At 67.5% G+C, this 17,176-nt stretch carries 14 protein-coding genes; 6 read left to right on the plus strand and 8 right to left on the minus strand.

The genetic code is table 11. From position 1 onward, the window contains the following. The first annotated feature begins 10 nt into the window (after positions 1–10). The 4 genes from rsmG to OHB56_RS21375 all read left to right on the plus strand — a co-directional run bounded on the left by rsmG (position 11) and on the right by OHB56_RS21375 (position 4,193). Positions 11–730 (plus strand): 16S rRNA (guanine(527)-N(7))-methyltransferase RsmG, encoded by a 720-nt coding sequence (gene rsmG / locus OHB56_RS21360; protein WP_326753721.1) that lies wholly within the window; start codon positions 11–13, stop codon positions 728–730. Between the two features lie 343 nt (positions 731–1,073). Further along, complete coding sequence (locus OHB56_RS21365; protein WP_079035051.1) at positions 1,074–2,150, plus strand: ParA family protein; 1,077 nt, start codon at positions 1,074–1,076, stop codon at positions 2,148–2,150. Continuing rightward, a complete protein-coding gene (locus OHB56_RS21370) occupies positions 2,147–3,247 on the plus strand; it encodes a ParB/RepB/Spo0J family partition protein (protein ID WP_406355054.1) in 1,101 nt (366 codons plus the stop codon). The genes OHB56_RS21365 and OHB56_RS21370 overlap by 4 nt, the downstream gene beginning before the upstream one ends. A gap of 328 nt (positions 3,248–3,575) precedes the next feature. Then, positions 3,576–4,193, plus strand: a complete 618-nt coding sequence (locus OHB56_RS21375; protein ID WP_326753723.1) for a GNAT family N-acetyltransferase — start codon at positions 3,576–3,578, stop codon at positions 4,191–4,193. A gap of 158 nt (positions 4,194–4,351) precedes the next feature. Here the strand turns inward: OHB56_RS21375 and trxA are convergent, their stop codons facing one another. The 4 genes from trxA to sigM form a co-directional block, all read right to left on the minus strand. Next, positions 4,352–4,684, minus strand: coding sequence for a thioredoxin (gene trxA, locus OHB56_RS21380; RefSeq protein ID WP_055595872.1), 333 nt, complete (start codon positions 4,682–4,684; stop codon positions 4,352–4,354). 41 nt (positions 4,685–4,725) lie between these two features. Further along, the gene (trxB, locus tag OHB56_RS21385; protein ID WP_326753724.1) at positions 4,726–5,694 is read right to left on the minus strand and encodes a thioredoxin-disulfide reductase; all 969 of its coding nucleotides are present in this window, start codon (positions 5,692–5,694) and stop codon (positions 4,726–4,728) included. Between the two features lie 192 nt (positions 5,695–5,886). Beyond that, positions 5,887–6,831, minus strand: a complete 945-nt coding sequence (locus tag OHB56_RS21390) for a hypothetical protein (protein WP_406355056.1) — start codon at positions 6,829–6,831, stop codon at positions 5,887–5,889. Next, entirely contained in the window at positions 6,828–7,553 is a 726-nt protein-coding gene (gene sigM / locus OHB56_RS21395; protein WP_326753726.1) for an RNA polymerase sigma factor SigM, read from the minus strand. The genes OHB56_RS21390 and sigM overlap by 4 nt, the downstream gene beginning before the upstream one ends. A gap of 496 nt (positions 7,554–8,049) precedes the next feature. Here sigM and OHB56_RS21400 point away from each other — a divergent pair, with 496 nt between their 5' ends. Next, on the plus strand, positions 8,050–8,235 hold the full coding sequence (locus OHB56_RS21400) for a hypothetical protein (protein WP_326753727.1): 186 nt from the start codon (positions 8,050–8,052) through the stop codon (positions 8,233–8,235). 48 nt (positions 8,236–8,283) lie between these two features. On the opposite strand, the gene OHB56_RS21405 is transcribed toward OHB56_RS21400, so the two are convergent. The 3 genes from OHB56_RS21405 to OHB56_RS21415 form a co-directional block, all read right to left on the minus strand. After that, entirely contained in the window at positions 8,284–9,987 is a 1,704-nt protein-coding gene (locus OHB56_RS21405; protein WP_326753728.1) for a protein kinase family protein, read from the minus strand. Between the two features lie 141 nt (positions 9,988–10,128). After that, positions 10,129–12,375, minus strand: a complete 2,247-nt coding sequence (gene murJ, locus OHB56_RS21410; RefSeq protein WP_360030894.1) for a murein biosynthesis integral membrane protein MurJ — start codon at positions 12,373–12,375, stop codon at positions 10,129–10,131. A 44-nt stretch (positions 12,376–12,419) separates the two neighbouring features. Further along, positions 12,420–14,840 (minus strand): DUF6049 family protein, encoded by a 2,421-nt coding sequence (locus OHB56_RS21415; RefSeq protein ID WP_406355060.1) that lies wholly within the window; start codon positions 14,838–14,840, stop codon positions 12,420–12,422. Between the two features lie 248 nt (positions 14,841–15,088). Between OHB56_RS21415 and OHB56_RS21420 the strand changes: the two genes are divergently transcribed. After that, on the plus strand, positions 15,089–16,555 hold the full coding sequence (locus tag OHB56_RS21420) for a CCA tRNA nucleotidyltransferase (RefSeq protein WP_406355061.1): 1,467 nt from the start codon (positions 15,089–15,091) through the stop codon (positions 16,553–16,555). Between the two features lie 102 nt (positions 16,556–16,657). Here the strand turns inward: OHB56_RS21420 and OHB56_RS21425 are convergent, their stop codons facing one another. Then, a complete protein-coding gene (locus OHB56_RS21425) occupies positions 16,658–17,161 on the minus strand; it encodes a hypothetical protein (protein WP_406355062.1) in 504 nt (167 codons plus the stop codon). Positions 17,162–17,176 lie beyond the last annotated feature (15 nt).

Here is a 17,176-nt window from a genome sequence, read left to right on the forward strand (position 1 = left end):
ACGGTCCCCCGTGACGGAGGCAGCGGAGCTTCCCCCCGCGCCCGAGCAGGCCCGTGAGGTGTTCGGTGATCGCTTCGCGGACGCGGTGCGTTACGCGGAGCTACTTGCCGAGGCGGGCGTGCAGCGTGGTCTGATCGGTCCGCGGGAGGTGCCCCGGCTGTGGGAGCGGCATCTGCTGAACTGCGCGGTGCTCTCGGAGGTTGTTCCCGAGGGTGTGACGGTGTGCGATGTCGGCTCGGGCGCCGGCCTGCCGGGCATTCCTTTGGCGCTGGTCCGGGAGGATCTCAAGATCACGCTGTTGGAACCGCTGCTGCGGCGTACCACCTTCCTGACCGAAGTGGTGGAGCTGTTGGGCCTGGACCATGTCACGGTCGTCCGTGGGCGGGCCGAGGAAGTCATGGGAACGCTGCCTCCGGTCCATGTGGTGACCGCGCGGGCCGTGGCACCACTCGACCGTCTCGCCACATGGGGCATCCCCCTGCTCCGGCCCTATGGAGAGATGCTCGCACTCAAGGGCGATGCCGCCGAGGAGGAGCTGAAGAGCGCGACCGTCGCTCTGAACAAGCTCGGCGCAGTGGCGACGTCGGTCGTGCATGTGGGTGAGGGCGTGGTGGATCCGATGTCTACAGTCGTGCGCGTCGAGGTCGGGGAAAGCCCCGGAGGCGTGCGTTTCGCGGCGAAGCGCGCGAAGGCCGCCCGTGCGGGGCGTGTGCGACGCCGACGCGGCTAAGGGATTCGCGCGTCCTGCGGCAGGACGGCTGACAAGCAGGCATACGCTCTGAGAGGTCAGGCGTACTCCACACAAGCTGCCGAACTCCGTGTGCCGGAGTGTCGCGACAGTGCGGGCCCGGCTGCTGTGCATCGTGTTTCACGTGAAACGTCGCTCCTTGCTGCACGGCATCATCAGCCGCGGTCGCGCCGCAGCCGAACCTCGCGACCGCAAGCCTCTCGGTTCACTCGGAGAGGGTCCTGTTCCCGACGAGAGTTCACCCCCCTCAGGGGGCACGGAGTTGTCCACAGAGGTGGTTTTCTCCACAGAACGTAAGGCCTCGCTGGTTCACGACCCCGAAGGCATGGGAGGCTCTGTTCATTGCGAGCCTGAAGTCGAGGAGAGTGAATCCTTGCGGTCCGACGCCAACATCGCGGGACCGATGACCGATCCGGTCCCCGGTCCCCGTACCGAATCGATGGGGGCGGATGTTTCACGTGAAACACCGCCTCCGATGGACGACGCTCCCATCGGTCGTGCTGCCCAGGTGGCGGTGGACGCGCTGGGCCGCGCAGGCGAGGGCCTGCCACGGCCTGAGCAGACACGTCTCATGGTGGTCGCCAACCAGAAGGGCGGCGTGGGTAAGACGACGACGACCGTCAACCTCGCCGCGTCACTCGCGCTCCATGGTGCTCGGGTCCTGGTGATCGACCTCGACCCTCAGGGCAACGCATCCACAGCTCTGGGGATCGACCACCACGCAGAAGTTCCTTCCATCTATGACGTGTTGGTCGAGAGCAGGCCGCTGGCGGAAGTGGTCCAGCCGGTCCCCGACGTGGAGGGTCTTTTCTGCGCACCCGCCACGATCGATCTTGCCGGTGCGGAGATCGAGCTGGTGTCCCTGGTGGCACGGGAGAGTCGACTGCAGCGGGCGATCCAAGCCTACGAGCAGCCCCTGGACTACATCCTCATCGACTGCCCTCCGTCGCTCGGCCTGCTGACAGTCAATGCGATGGTGGCAGGGCAGGAGGTCCTGATCCCGATTCAGTGCGAGTACTACGCGCTGGAAGGCCTCGGGCAGCTGCTCCGCAACGTCGATCTGGTGCGGGGTCACCTCAACCCCTCCCTGCATGTATCGACGATCCTGCTCACCATGTACGACGGCCGGACGCGGCTCGCGTCCCAGGTTGCGGACGAGGTACGCAGTCACTTCGGTGAAGAGGTGCTGCGGACGAGCATTCCCCGTTCCGTACGCATCTCGGAGGCACCGAGCTACGGGCAGACGGTACTGACCTACGATCCTGGATCGAGCGGTGCCCTCTCCTACCTTGAGGCGGCACGAGAGATCGCGTTGAGGGGTGTAGGCGTCAGCTATGACGCATCGAACGCGCACATCGGCGCACAGCAGAACGATCCGAGCATGGTGGAGGGCGTCCAGTGAGTGAGCGACGAAGAGGGTTGGGTCGTGGTCTCGGCGCACTGATCCCTGCTGCCCCGACAGAGAAAACGGTCGCCCCGGCCGTGACGGGAGGCACTGCTTCCATGTCTCCCGCCGGCCCGCCGGTGGCGCCCCACGAGCGCGGGGTGGCCGCTGCGAAGCTGGCTGCGCTGCCCTCTGTTCCACGTGAAACAGAGGAGCCCTCGACGCACAGTGCGGCGGAGACTCCCATGCCCCCTCTGGGGGCGCACTTTGCTGAGATCCCCATCGAGTCCATCAAGCCGAACCCGCGTCAGCCCCGCGCGGTCTTCGACGAGGACGCGCTGGCAGAGCTTGTCACGTCCATCAAGGAGGTCGGCCTCCTCCAGCCCGTTGTCGTACGCCAGGTCGGGCCGGCGCACTACGAGCTCATCATGGGTGAGCGTCGCTGGCGGGCTTGCCGCCTGGCGGGGCTCGAGGCCATCCCGGCGATCGTCCGGGCCACGGAGGACGAGAAGCTCCTTCTGGACGCCCTTCTGGAGAACCTGCACCGGGCCCAGCTGAACCCGCTGGAAGAGGCAGCCGCCTACGACCAGCTGCTCAAGGACTTCAACTGCACCCACGATCAGCTGGCGGACCGCATCGGCCGCTCCCGCCCGCAGGTATCCAACACTCTGCGTCTGCTGAAGCTCTCGCCGAGGGTCCAGAGCCGAGTGGCTGCCGGAGTGCTCTCCGCCGGACATGCGCGGGCCCTGCTGTCTGTCGAGGACTCCGAGGAGCAGGACAGGCTGGCCCATCGGATCGTGGCCGAAGGGCTCTCGGTGCGGGCCGTCGAGGAGATCGTCACACTGATGGGGTCCGGGCCCCAGAAAGCGGCGCGGTCCAAGGGTCCGCGGGCGGGCACACTGGTGTCGCCGGCGCTGTCCGATCTGGCCACACGCCTCTCGGATCGCTTCGAGACACGGGTGAAGGTCGACCTGGGGCAGAAGAAGGGAAAGATCACCGTCGAGTTCGCCTCCATGGAAGATCTCGAACGCATCCTCGGCACGCTCGCTCCCGATGAGGGGCCGGTCCTGCAGAGGAGCCTTGTGGACGACGAGGCTGTAGAGGACGAGTCCTGAGACATCGGCCAGTTCGGCCGAACGGCTGACCAAGGGCGGATCGTGTCCGGTATGTGACGGAACATGGTCCGCCCTTTGCTTTTTGTCGGTATCGACGGAATCGCTTCGTGGATACGATGCATGGACATACGAGGTGTATCCACTGGCAGTACCTCTGATTCTCTGAGCGCAAGACAGGGGCCATGCGAATGATGAGCCGCACCGGACTGGTGGGAACAGGGCTGGCGATTGCCGCTTTCGGTGGGTTCATCGGCAGCCTCCTCAAGGAGCGACATGCTCTGAAAGCCGTCCGCGAGGCAGCAGGCGAAGGAAGCGAGGCACAGGCTTCATGGGGCGTCGGCTCGGACCGCTCACGCTGGACAACCTTCAGGACCTTCCCCGGAACTGTCGCTCGTGTGTCTTCTGGGAGCTTGATCCCGTCAGTGGTGAGGCAGCGGTAAAGGCGGGTACGTCAGCGGTCGAGAAGGAGTCGTGGATCTCCGCTGTACTCCTGGACTGGGGGTCGTGCGGAAGAGTCGTCTATGTGGATGACGTCCCCGTGGGTTTCGTTCTTTACGCCCCGCCCGCCTATGTGCCGCGCGCCACGGCCTTTCCCACGAGCCCTGTGTCGCCCGATGCGGTGCAGTTGATGACCGCGTTCATCGTGCCGGGCTACCAGGGCCAAGGACTGGGGAGGGTGATGGTGCAGACGGTGGCGAAGGATCTGCTGCGTCGCGGGTTCAAAGCGATCGAGGCCTTCGGTGACGCGCGCTGGAAGGCGCCGGCCTGTGTGCTGCCTGCCGATCATCTACTGGCCGTGGGATTCAAGACGGTCCGCCAGCACCCCGCATATCCCCGGCTCAGGCTGGAACTGCGGACGACGCTGTCGTGGAAGGACGACGTCGAGATGGCGTTGGACCGCCTGCTCGGAGCAGTACAGAAGGAGCCGGCATTGCGCCCCCTCTGAACCGGGCGTTGCTGACCCACCGGGGGTGATGCCCTGAGTCCGGGTCGACGATGTCGTATCTGCGGGTTCGGGGCACCTCATGCGAATGGGCCGACCCGTGAGGGTCGGCCCATTCGTGTTTCACGTGAAACACACGCCGCCAGTGAGGCGGTCGGTGGTCATCCGGCGATGAAGTCCTCGAGGTCGCGGATGATCCCGGCCTTCGGCTTGGCGCCACGGATGGTCTTGACGACCTCGCCACCCTGGTAGACGTTCAGGGTCGGGATGGACATGACGCCGTACTTGGTGGCCGTACCCGGGTTCTCGTCGATGTTCAGCTTGACGATCTCGATCTTGTCCCCGTACTCCGCGGCAATCGCCTCGAGGGAGGGGGCGATCTGGCGGCACGGGCCGCACCAGGCGGCCCAGAAGTCCACCAGGACGGGCTTGTCGCTCTTGAGGACGTCCTCGTCGAAGGAATCGTCCGTCACGTTCTTCAGGGTGCCGGCCACGGCGGGCTCCTTAACTGGTTGGTGCGTGGGGCGGGTGGGGGTCAGACTGCGGTCTTCTCGGGCTCGGCCTTTTTCTCGTCGGCGAGAGAGGCAAGGAACCTCTCGGCGTCGAGGGCGGCGGCACAGCCCGTACCGGCCGCGGTGATCGCCTGGCGGTAGGTGTGGTCGACCACGTCACCGGCACCGAACACGCCGGTGAGATTCGTACGCGTCGACGGCGCCTCGACCTTCAGGTAGCCCTCGTCGTCCAGCTCCAGCTGGCTCTTGAAGAGCTCCGTACGCGGGTCGTGCCCGATCGCGATGAACAGACCGGTCACTGCCAGGTCCGAAAGTTCGCCGGTCTTGACGTTCCGCAGCTTCAGACCCGAGAGCTTCTGGTCACCCTGGACCTCGGCGACCTCGCTGTCCCAGACGAACGAGATCTTCGGGTCGGCGATGGCGCGCTCCTGCATCGCCTTCGAAGCCCGCAGGGTGTCGCGGCGGTGAACGACCGTGACGGACTTGGCGAACCGCGAGAGGAAGGTGGCCTCCTCCATCGCGGTGTCACCGCCGCCGATCACGGCGATGTCCTGGTCCTTGAAGAAGAAGCCGTCGCACGTGGCACACCAGGAGACACCGCGGCCGGAGAGGGCATCCTCGTTCGGCAGACCGAGCTTGCGGTGCTGCGAGCCGGTGGTGATGATGACGGCCTTCGCCTTGTGAACCGTGCCCGCTGTGTCCGTGACGGTCTTGATCTCGCCGGTCAGGTCCACGGAGACCACGTCGTCCGGAATGAGTTCGGCACCAAAGCGCTCCGCCTGGGCACGCATGTTGTCCATGAGCTCGGGACCCATGATGCCGTCCTGGAAGCCCGGGAAGTTTTCGACATCGGTCGTGTTCATCAGCGCGCCACCAGCGGTGACGGCGCCCTCGAACACCAGAGGCTTCAGCGACGCACGGGCGGTGTAGAGCGCCGCGGTGTAGCCGGCAGGCCCCGAACCGATGATGATCACGTTACGGACGTCGCTCACAGCTTGATTCCTCGTCTCTGGTCTGTGTCATCCGACCGGTGGGAGCTTCTGTCGGAACTCTCACCTCACCCAACGGATCCTAAGGGGCGGGCATTCCCGCTGTGCCCGAGTACACGGACATGTCCCTCGGGCAGGCACGGGGAGATGCACACCGTACGAGATACCACACAGGATGCGGGCGGAGTATGACCCTCAGCCGCGTGTGTAGGCATGCTCCAGCAGAACCTTCGCGGCAGAGGCAGAGGAGGGATCGGCGACACAAGCGGCATCGACGATGTAGGCGGTTACCCGGGTGTCGTCGGAGACGTCGGGGAGTACCACCAGCAGAGCCTCTCGTCCCTCGTAGGTGCCTTCCTCCGTGGCGAGGGCGGCGTCGTCACGGCCGATCCCTTCACGGATGCATTCCGGGACTGCGGCATTGAGCACCCTGGGGCTGGCAGCGGTACCGGATGCCGACTCCAGCCCGAAGGGCTGAGGGCTGCGGGAGGAGTTGATCTTCACCCGGCTCTGTGCGAGGAGATCGGAGACCTGCTTCTCCAGCTTTCCCTCGGAGAAGGTGTCTGTGGCGGCCGTTTGATGACCGTCCCCTGTGTCCTCGTTCTGAGACAAGAGGAATACGGTGCCGAGCCCCAGAGCCGCGACGGTGAACACCGTCCCCAGCACTGTGGCTCTGCGGCGTCCACGCTGTACGCGGCCCTTGCGACCCGGACCGGTCGTGGAAGACCGAGGGCGCCCAGCGGGGCCGCCCGACGACGCTGGTGCTTCACGCGATACCGATGTTTCACGTGAAACAGGCGCGCGGTCACCGTCGGGCAGGGCAGGAGAAGCATCGACGGGTTCAGCGTCGACGGATTCTGAGAGGTCCCTGGGCTCAGGCGTTGTGGCATGGAGCAGAGCTTCTGCGGCGAGCGCGGCGTCGATACGGCTCGTTACCTCACCCGGCATGCGGAGTGGCCCCGGCATGGTGCCGAGCAGCCCCTGGATCTCCTCCAGTGAGGCACGGACGTCCGCGCAGAGCTCGCACTCGTCCAGGTGCCGGCGCACAGCGGCACCCCGGGCGGGCGGCAGGATTCCCTCGGTGAGGTCGGAGATCTCCTCGACGCCCGGGTGTTCCGTCCTGTCTGCCGTCGAGGTCACGCTCGCCCACCTCCGCCCTTCACAGCCGCTGGGTCATTCGGTCCTGTATCCGGCGGATCCGCTCGACGCGGTCCCGCTGCGGGTGGGACGGATGCTCCCTGCGTCCGGTTCCGTTCCTCGCCCTGTTTCCTGCCGTCACCGCTGCCGTCCGGTCGTAGATGATGCAGAAGAGGCAGGAGTCTGGCTCTGCCCCGGGCACAGCGGCTCTTCACCGTTCCGGTGGGCACGTCGAGGATGCGGGCGGCCTCGGCCACCGGATAGCCCTGCATGTCCACGAGGACGAGAGCCGCTCGCTGATCGGGAGGTAACGTCCCCATCGCTTCGATGAGCTGGCGGTGCAGATCGTTCCGTTCTGCAGGAGCCGAAGCGGACTCGTGGGGCTCCAGCAACTGGTCCAGGCGCTCCGTGTCATCAACAGGAGAGGTCTTCCGGGATGCCGCCTTGCGTGCGCGGTCCAGGCAGGCGTTCACCGTGATCCGGTGCAGCCATGTCGTGACGGCCGACTGGCCTCGGAAGGTGTGAGCGGCCCGGTAGGCAGATACAAGAGCATCCTGAACCGCGTCAGCGGCTTCCTCCCGGTCTCCCAGTGTCCGGAGGGCAACGGCCCAGAGCCGGTCGCGATGACGGCGCACGAGCTCACCGAAGGCGTCCTTGTCCCCCGAGACATGGGATGCCAGGAGTTCGGCGTCTGAGCGATCAGCTCGGCGCGACTCATTGTCCACACAGATTCCCCGCGTCCTTGGGGAGGCAGCCGTGAAACTGCTGCCCAACTCGCCATCCTGACCGACAGAATGGCACACGGCGGGTCGGGATGTAACGGGGCAGGGAGAGATCCGCCCTGCCCCGTGCCCATTGCGCGTGGCCAGCAGATCCACCGAAAAGTGCCGACGAAGACATGCCGTGGCCGGTGAGTGAGAGTTCTTGCATTTCTTGCAAATCAAGATCAACTGCGGGTGTGCTTACCCCACTGACCGGTTCCTCCCGGGTTCCGACCTTACGGACGCCGAGATCGCCGCCCTGGGGGGTGGGAACAGGTAGGGCGAGGTCCTGCCCCGGTCAGTCAGGGCCGACAACGGAGAGCCAATCTCCCCCAAGGCAGGTGCAGGAGCGAAGCCGACCGGGTGGTCAGGGCGCCCTACAGCCATGCCGAGGGTGCGACGGTCGCTCGAACCATCGACTTCGACGGTTTCAAAGAATCCTTTTACGAGTCACGAAAAGGTGGCCGCTCAGCGGGACATCTTCTACAGGAAGAAGGTTGACCTGGTCATGCGTAGGAACGCCGTGGAGTCCGATAGGCAGAAGCGTGTGATCAACGACAGCGAGGCGGTTCTGGACAGGTTTCTGAGCCTGCAGACGGCCAAGGTGAATCCGCTCGGAAGCTGCTCGCCGAAGGCGGTCGAATAGTGGCGGTCCGCGGTTTTCGGTAACCGCGGACCGTGCGGTCCACTGAGTTCAGCTGCTCACCTTGACGTCCACGACCCTGCCGCGCCATTTCCCGTCGTCCGCCTGTACCGGCAACTCGGTCAGCCAGACCAGCAAGTACCGGGACTTGAGCGTCTCTTCGGGCTTGAGGATGACGCTTTCGCCAGACCCTTGGGCGACCTCGGTGAATCCGTCCAAGGACGTCGGCCGCCCTCCTGCATTGCTGGGAGCGGCACGAAGCTCGACCGAGGTGTTCCCCACGAAGGAAACGGTGACTTCGCCGACTTCCTGGACCTTGCCGAGGTCCAGGATGACGCCGACCCCGGGCTTGAGCCGGCCGAAGTCCGAACTCAGGTAGAAGTCGGTCTGCCAGTACGTACCGGGAGTATCGTCATAAACCTTCGCCACATCGGACGGCTTCTCGGAACCGTCGCCCATGGGGTCGAAGTCGCCGGCACTCGTGATGGCTATGGGCTGAGCCGGCTTGGGTGCGCTGCTGCTCTTGTCGTTCTCGTCCGTCGTCTGGGTCTTGTTCGTGTCGTCCGCCTTGCCGCCCTGTTCCATGAGGGCGTCCGCCAGCTGCCAGCTGCCCAGGCCGAGCGCGGCGATCAGCAGGGCCGAGACGGCCCACTTCAGTGCCTTGCCCGTGCGGCTCTGCAGGGGAGGAGGCGGAGCCGGCACCGGCTGGGTGACGCCGGGATGCGGCGCCGGGCGGCCGTACGTGCCCTGCTGGTAGGTCGTGCGCTGGTACTCGGGCGGAGTGGTGAAAGCGGGCTCCGGCGGGCGGATGCGGGGCATCTCGCCGATCGCCTTCACCAGTTCCTCCGGCGTGGTGCACGGCGACTCGTGACGCGAGGCGGTGGCCCCGTCGTTGACGAGCGCCCGCATCGCGAGCTCGGACAGGCCGCGGTGGACACCGGCCCGCACCTGGTCCGGCGAGATCAGGCCGATGTCCTTCGGCAAGCCGGACATGCCGTAGGCGTCGCTCTCGTACGGCCAGCGCTGGGTGAGAGCGGCGTAGAGGAGGGCACCGATGGACTCGGTGTCGGTGCGCTGCGGGGTGTCGGAGCTGACACCCCGCAGCGCCGCGTTCACGGCGAGGCCGCGGATGCGCCACTGACCGGTCGAAGTGCGCAGTACGGCGTTGGGGTTCAGACGCAGATGGGCGAGGCCCTCGCGGTGGGCCGCGGCCATGGCGGAGGAAATCTGACTGACCATCTGGTAGGCGTCGTACACCTCCAGCGGGCCGGCCGCCAGCAGGGCGGTCAACTCGGTCGCGTCGGGGAGCCATTCGTGGACGACGTAGACGACGTCGTTCTCCTCGACGGCGTCCAGGACCTGAACGAAGCGCGGGTCGCTCAGCAGGGCGGAGGAACGGGCCGAGGCCAGGACGGAGCGGGCACGTGAGTGATCCGCGGGCAGGATGTGCACGCCGACGGCACGGCGGAGCTTCTCGTCCACGGCACGCCAACTGCTGAATCCGTCCAGACGGGTGACGCACTCCTCGAGGCGGTAGCGTCTGGCGAGCTTGTGACCGCTGTGCAGTTCGAGCGGCGGCATCTTCCCGGAACCGTCGATCCCGGTCTCGGTGTTCTCCTGTGCCGCGTCGCTGTCCGTTTCCTGCTCCTGGTTCTTGGCCACCCCGTCGGCCGTGGACTGGTCCGCCTGCGCGGTCAGCGACTGGTCGTCGCTGTTGTCTGCCACGTCGACGGCAGCTGTGCTCCGTTCCGCCACCGTCGTTCCCTGCCTCCCCATCCATGTACGCGTCGTGCGACGGCCCGTACGCGCCGTCCGACGCCGAACCCAATTGTGCCCACAGTCCGCCGCTATGCACGACACGCAAGGGCCGACGATGGTTGTGCGCCTACCCCCGCCTCAGCGTCCCAGCCGCCCCCGGACCATACCGACCAGCGAGTTGACCTCCACGATGCGCATCCGGCGCGCGGCGACGAAGAAGACGCCGAGCAGTACGGCTCCACCGACCAGCAGCGCGGCGAAGGAACCGCCGGCGCCCTGACCGAGGGTGCGCCCGATCCCGTAGCAGGCCGCACCGGCGAGGAGAGCGGCCGGAACCGAGGCGATGCACAGCCGGGCGTACGTCCGCAGGACGCGGGCGCCGTCCAGGTCTCCGCCCAGCTTCGTGCGCAGCCGCCGCCAGGCGATACCGACGCCGGCCGCGTAGGCCACACCGTACGAGGCGGCCATGCCGACCACGGCCCAGCGGGCCGGGAGGACGAAGTAGCAGGCCGCCGAGGCGACCGCGTTGACCGCGGCCACGATGACCGTGTTGTAGAAGGGAGTTCGGGTGTCCTCGTAGGCGTAGAAGGCACGCAGGACGACGTACTGCACGGAGTAGGGAATCAGGCCGAGGCCGAAGGCCATCAGCATGTAGCCCATGTTGGTCGCTGAGCTGATGCCCGAGGAGCCGAAGATCAGGGTGCACATCGGGATGCCGAGCGCGATGAAGCCGAAGGCGATCGGCACGATCGCGACGGCCGTGGTGCGCAGGCCCTGGGAGATGTCGTCCCGGACGGCGCCGCCGTCGTCCTCTGCCGCCGAGCGGGAGATACGGGGCAGCAGGGCGGCCATCAGGGAGACGGTGATGATGGCCTGGGGCAGGCCCCAGATCAGCTGGGCATTGGCGTAGGCGGCGAAGCCGGTGCCCTGGACGCCGGAGTCAAGGAGGGCAGCGGTGGACAGTTGGGTCACCACCAGCGCGCCCGCCTGGTTGGCGAGCACGAAAAGGATGGTCCACTTGGCGAGCATCGCCGCCTTGCCCAGCCCGTGGCCCTTCCAGTCGAAGCGCAGACGGATACGGAATCCCGTTTCGCGCAGGTACGGGATCATGGCCAGCGCTTGGACGACGAGGCCGAGCAGGATACCGATGCCGAGGAGACGCTGGCCCTCCGGCGGGATGCTCGTGACGGTCATCTGCGAGTTGGCGGCGGTGCCGTAGACATAGATGAACGTACCGAGCGTCACGATGATGACGATGTTGTTGAGGACCGGGGTCCACATCATCGCGCCGAACCGGCCGCGCGCGTTGAGGATCTGGCCCATCACCACGTGCACGCCCATGAAGAAGATCGAGGGCAGGAAGTAGCGGGTGAAGGTGACGGCGACCTCGTTGGCCGCGGGGTCGGAGGCGACCGGGTTCGACAGCGCCCGGACGAGGAGCGGCGCGCCGAGCCACGCGGCGGCGGTGAGCGCGGCCAGGGCCGCCATCACGAGGGTCAGCAGCCGGTTGGCGTACGCGACGCCGCCGTCGGCGTCGTCCTTCATGGCGCGGACGAGCTGCGGCACGAAGACGGAGTTGAGGCCGCCGCCGACGGTGAGGATGTAGATCATGGTCGGCAACTGGTACGCGACCTGGAACCCCTCGCCGAGGAGGCCCAGGCCGAGCGCCGAGACGATCAGCGCGGACCGGATGAAACCCGTGAGGCGGGACACCATCGTGCCCGCCGCCATCACGGCACTGGACTTCAGCAGCCCCCCGGCCCGGCCGCCCTTCTTCGCGGGCGCCGCGGGAGCCGGTTCCGGCGCGGGGGCCTCGGCGACCGGAGGCGGCGTGGCGCCCGCGTAGTGGCCGGGGGCCGCGGAGGCCGGGCCGGGCGCGGACTCGTAGGGCCGGCCGGGGTGCCCCCCGCCCTGCTGCTGGTCGCGGAAGAGGTGGGCGAAGGCGTCGGGCTCATGACGTTGCTCCCCGACCTGGCCGACCAAGTCGTCCACGCCCACGAACTGCGTCGTGCGGGGGTCGTCCCCGTGTGGAAGGTGTCGGGACGGGCCGTCCGGCTCCGGCGCGGGGGCCTGGGCCCACACCCGGGGGTCGGGCGCGTAGGGCGACCGGGGCGGCTGCCCGTACAGCGGCTGCTGAGGGGGGTAGGTGCCCGGTGGGGGCGGGGGGTGTGCCGCGCGGTCGTACAGGGCTTCGGCGACCGGGTCCTGGGCGGCGATGTCCTGCGCCCGGTAGGGGTCCTGGTCGTAGGCGTCCTGGAGGTACGGGTCGGCGGGCGGCTGCGGCGCCTGGTCGTGACCGGGCGGCGGGCCCCCCTGGGGGTCCGACTCGGGATGGCCCGAGTTGCCCGCGGCATGGCCGCGGTCACCGTCGTACGGCGCGTTCATGGTTACCCCACCTCATCGTCCCGGGCCCACCGGCCACGGCATCCTCAACGGTCCACTCTCTCACCCGTGCCGGACGGGCCTGCGTTTTCCGGTGCGGTGTCCGATACCGGGTCACTCGGCTGCTCCGGGCCGTCCGTCTCCGAGCCGGTTTCCGGTTCCTTCGTCCCAGGGCCGCTCTCCGGCTTCTCGGTAGGACGTTCCGCGGGGGTGCCCGGGTTCTGCGGGCTGTCGGGACTCTCGTCCTGCACGCGGTTCTGCTCCTGGGCTTCCTGGGCCTCGCGGGCCGCGGCACGCTTGCGTTGCGTGTACATCCGGAAGCCGGCGAGGACGAGCAACAGCACGCCACCGCCGATGACCAGCATCACCGTGGCGGTGATCTCGGTGACCTTGACGTCGAAGGTGACGGGCTCGCCGTACTTCTGGCCGTCCTGTGTGTACAGCTGGGCGATCACCGTGGCCCGGCCGTTGGCGTTGGCGGACGTGGTGAATTTCACCGACTGGCTGTGCCCGCCGGAGACGGTGATCGGCTGCTCCTCGTAGGTGTCGCCGCTGATCTCGAGGCGGGTCGGGTTGGTCGAGGTGAGCCGCAGCGTCAGGTTCTCGACGCCCTGCACCAGGTTGTTCTGGACGGTTACGGGGATGGTGGCACTGCGGCCGGAGAGCTTCGTCTCCGACTTGTCGATCAGTTTCACCTGGTCGAGAAGTCCGTCGAGATACGCCTCGACCCCGCTGCGGTAGGTGGCGGCCTCGGCGATCCGGCCGCGCCAGGAGACGGACATCCCGCGGTTCAGGGCCCGGCCGAACGGAGTCACGACCCGGGACGGATCCGAGAGGATCATCTTGAACGCGTCGAGCTTGTCCTGAGTCCTCGCGACCTGCTCGAACGCGGACCGTGGCAGCTCCTGCTTGCGCAGCGAGGAGGGGTACGAGGAGGCCGCTGGGACCTCGGTGGTGGCGGCAGGGTCCGGTTCGGCCTTCGCGGCAGCGGTGAGGTCCTCGGACTTCGACCAGTTCCCGTCCTGGACGGCCTTCAGCGCCTCGGCCATCGTCTGGGCCTGGCTGGCGGTGGGGGTGCGCTGCGGTGCGACGACGACGCTGCGCTGCCGGCTGGTCTGGAGGCCCAGCGCCAGGCTCTGGGCCAGGAACCGCTGCACGGCGAGCGTGGAGGTGGAGGCCTTGGTCATGTCGCCCTGGAACACGGTGGACAGCGGGGCGTCCGCGACGATCGCCGTGGTGCCGCCGCCGATGGGGCGGGCGGCCGAGGGCGTGTACGACAGGTCGCCGGTCTCCCGGAAGGTGTCGCTGCGGGCGATCACCTTGTCGGCTCCGGCGGAGGTGGCGACCTTGACGATGGAGGGGTCCACCGCGCCGTTTACGGGCCAGGCGAAGTCCGTGGTCGGTTTCACGTGGAGGATCGGCTCCACCGTGTTGACGACGACGTCCGTGGCCTCCTTGAGATGACTCAGGGAGCCGGTGACCGAGGTGCCGTTGTGGGCGAGGGAGGCCAGATCCGGATCGCCGAAGGGCAGCGCGACGACCTCCTTGCCCTTCACCGCGCTCTGTACGTTGGCGAGCCACCGCTTGGCGGCGGCCTGATGGCTGCCGGCCGTGGTGGTGTCACCCGAGCCCTGGACCTCGTAGCTCTCGGTCATCGCGTCGACGGATGCCAGCAGATCCGGATCGATCACCCAGGTGATGTCGAGGTTCTTGCCCAGCGCCACCATCCGGTCCAGACGGCCGCCCGGGGCGATCTCCTTGGCCAGGTCGTCGTCACGGAGAACCGGAGTCTGCTGCTCGTTGGAACCGGTCTCCGCCGTCGTGTGGACCGTGGAGATCAGCGGCCACAGAAATGTCGTGCTCGTCTTCGTGTCGACTTCGTCGGGCTGCCACGGCAGGAGGGTCCGCCGCACCCCGAGGGTCTGTTCCCAGGGCTGCGCGGCGGTCTGCCCGGAGAGGGCCACGGCCACCTGGTAGACGCCGTTCTCTCCGAGGCTCATCTCGTCCACCGGGACGGAGATGCTGAAACGCTGTGAGACGCCGGGCGTGAGCTCGGCGTACTCCTGGGTGTACTTGTCATCGACCTCCGGGCCGATGACGCTCTGGACGTCGTCGCTGTTCCGGACGACGTTGTCGATCCCGGAGCGGGTGTTCAGCAGAGGGCCCACCCGCAGACCGACGTGGGCGTCGGTGACGGCTTGCTTGCCCTTGTTGGTCACCGTGCCGGAGACCGTGACGGTGTCGTCCTCGCCGGGAACGCCGGGCGTGAGCGAGTTCACGGAGACGGAGACCGAGCCCGCGCCGGAAACGGCCTGCGCGGAGCTCCCCACGGCGGCCGCCGGGGACACGGCGGGCCACTGGAGCAGTCCCGTCAGCAGGGGGACTCCGGCGAACAGGGTGCCGGTGCGCCGCAGCCAGCGGCGGGCAGGTGAGGGATGCGTCCCCTGGAAGTCTGCCGCCTCGGCCACGTGCTCGCCCGTCCCTCGTCGTCAGTGGTCGTCGTATGTGCGTCCACGCATGGTAACGATGCCCGGTGAGGCTGAGTGCCGCGGACCGGTCCACAAGATCAGGTCAGCCGCCGCACTGTCCTGTATGTGGCCGTATAAGGGGGCGCTCTCCGTGTCCCGGGCGCCGGCCCTGTGCGGAGACCGTGGGAGGGGCCGGGCAGATCAATGGAGGAGCTTCCGGCCGCCCGAGCCACGTACCCTTTTCTGTTGTGCCGAACGCCAACGAACAAACCAGTGCCCTGAGCCAGGTGCAGGACCGAGCGGTGAATGAACTGCTGCGTGTCGCCCCGGTCGCCGACGACCTTGCCCGCCGCTTCCAGGAGGCCGGGTTCTCCCTTGCTCTGGTCGGCGGCTCGGTCCGGGACGCGCTGCTCGGCCGACTCGGTAACGACCTGGACTTCACCACCGACGCCCGCCCGCAGGACGTTCTGAAGATCGTCCGTCCGTGGGCGGACGCCGTCTGGGAAGTGGGTATCGCCTTCGGCACGGTCGGGGCCCAGAAGGAGGCCCGTGTCGGAGGTGTCGATCGAAGCTTTCAGATCGAAGTGACGACCTACCGCTCGGAGGCGTACGACCGCACGTCACGCAAGCCCGAGGTGGCGTACGGCGACTCCATCGAGGAGGACCTCGTCCGCCGTGACTTCACCGTGAACGCGATGGCCGTCGCGCTGCCCGAGAAGGAGTTCATCGATCCGCACGGTGGTCTGGGCGATCTCGCGGCAGGTGTGCTGCGGACGCCGGGCACCCCCGAGGCCTCCTTCTCGGACGACCCGTTGCGGATGATGCGGGCCGCGCGCTTCGCCGCTCAGCTCGATTTCGAGGTGGCTCCCGAGGTGGTCGCAGCCTTGCGGGAGATGGCCGGACGCATCGAGATCGTCTCCGCCGAACGGGTACGGGACGAGCTGAACAAACTGGTTCTGTCCGCTTACCCCCGCAAGGGACTGACTCTGCTCGTCGATACCGGGCTTGCCGACCATGTGCTGCCCGAACTGCCGGCCCTCCGTCTGGAGAGCGATGAACACCACCGGCACAAGGACGTCTACGAACACACGCTGATCGTCCTGGAGCAGGCGATGGCCCTGGAGGACGACGGCCCCGACCTGACCCTCCGCCTGGCGGCCCTGCTGCACGACATCGGCAAGCCGCGCACGCGCCGCTTCGAGAGTGACGGCCGGGTCTCGTTCCACCACCACGAAGTGGTGGGGGCGAAGATGACGAAGAAGCGCCTGACGGCCCTCAAGTACTCCAATGAGCTGGTGAAGGACATCTCGCGCCTGGTAGAGCTCCACCTGCGGTTCCACGGCTACGGCACGGGAGAGTGGACGGACTCCGCCGTCCGCCGTTACGTCCGCGACGCGGGGCCACTCCTGAGTCGGCTCCACAAGCTGACCCGCTCGGACTGCACGACGCGCAACCGTCGCAGGGCGGCCGCCCTCTCGCGTGCGTACGACGGTCTGGAGGGGCGGATCGCGAAGCTTCAGGAACAGGAGGAGCTGGACGCCATCCGTCCGGACCTCGACGGAAACCAGATCATGGAGGTCCTCGGAGTCAGCCCCGGGCCGGCCGTCGGTCAGGCGTACCAGCACATGCTGGAACTGCGGCTGGAGAACGGCCCGATGGAATACGACGCGGCGGTGGCGGCCCTCAAGGAGTGGTGGGCCGGGCAGCAGGGCTGAGAGCGTGGAACCGGCTCATGTTTCACGTGAAACATGAGCCGGTTCAGGATGCGCGGAGGGGCGGTGTCTCACGTGAGACACCGCCCCTCCGCGCATCCTGCCTTACTTCTTGTAGTCCTTCAGGCAGAGCAGGAAGTCCTTGCCGTCGCCACTCTGGGTGTACACGTACTGGAATTCCTTGGCCTCGGCCTCGCACTTGCTGGAAGCCAGAGTGTCGGAGAGGAACGAACCGTCGATCTTGGCCAGCACCTCGTACTGAGCGTCCGAGGAGTTGCAGTCGACGACCTCGAGGTCGGGATCGTTGTCACTGGTGCTGCCGCGGTGCATGCAGTCGCCGACCGCGGCGGTGTTGGCATCGTCCCGGCTGGCGATGAAACCGCCGATGGCCACACCGGCCACTACCACGGCGATGACGATGTTCTTGATCGTCTTGAAGCCGATCTTGCGGCGCGGCTGCTCAGGGGGGACGGGGGCGCCCTGCGGGGGGAATCCAGGCTGGCCGGCCTGCTGGGGAAAGCCCGGCTGACCCTGGGCGAAGGGATTCTGGCCCTGGGGCTGCTGCTGGCCCTGAGCGAACGGGTTGCCCTGAGGCGGCGGAGTGGTCACGTGGAAGTCCCCCTG

Source organism: Streptomyces sp. NBC_01635 (assembly GCF_045209715.1).
Taxonomy (GTDB): domain Bacteria; phylum Actinomycetota; class Actinomycetes; order Streptomycetales; family Streptomycetaceae; genus Streptomyces; species Streptomyces hirsutus.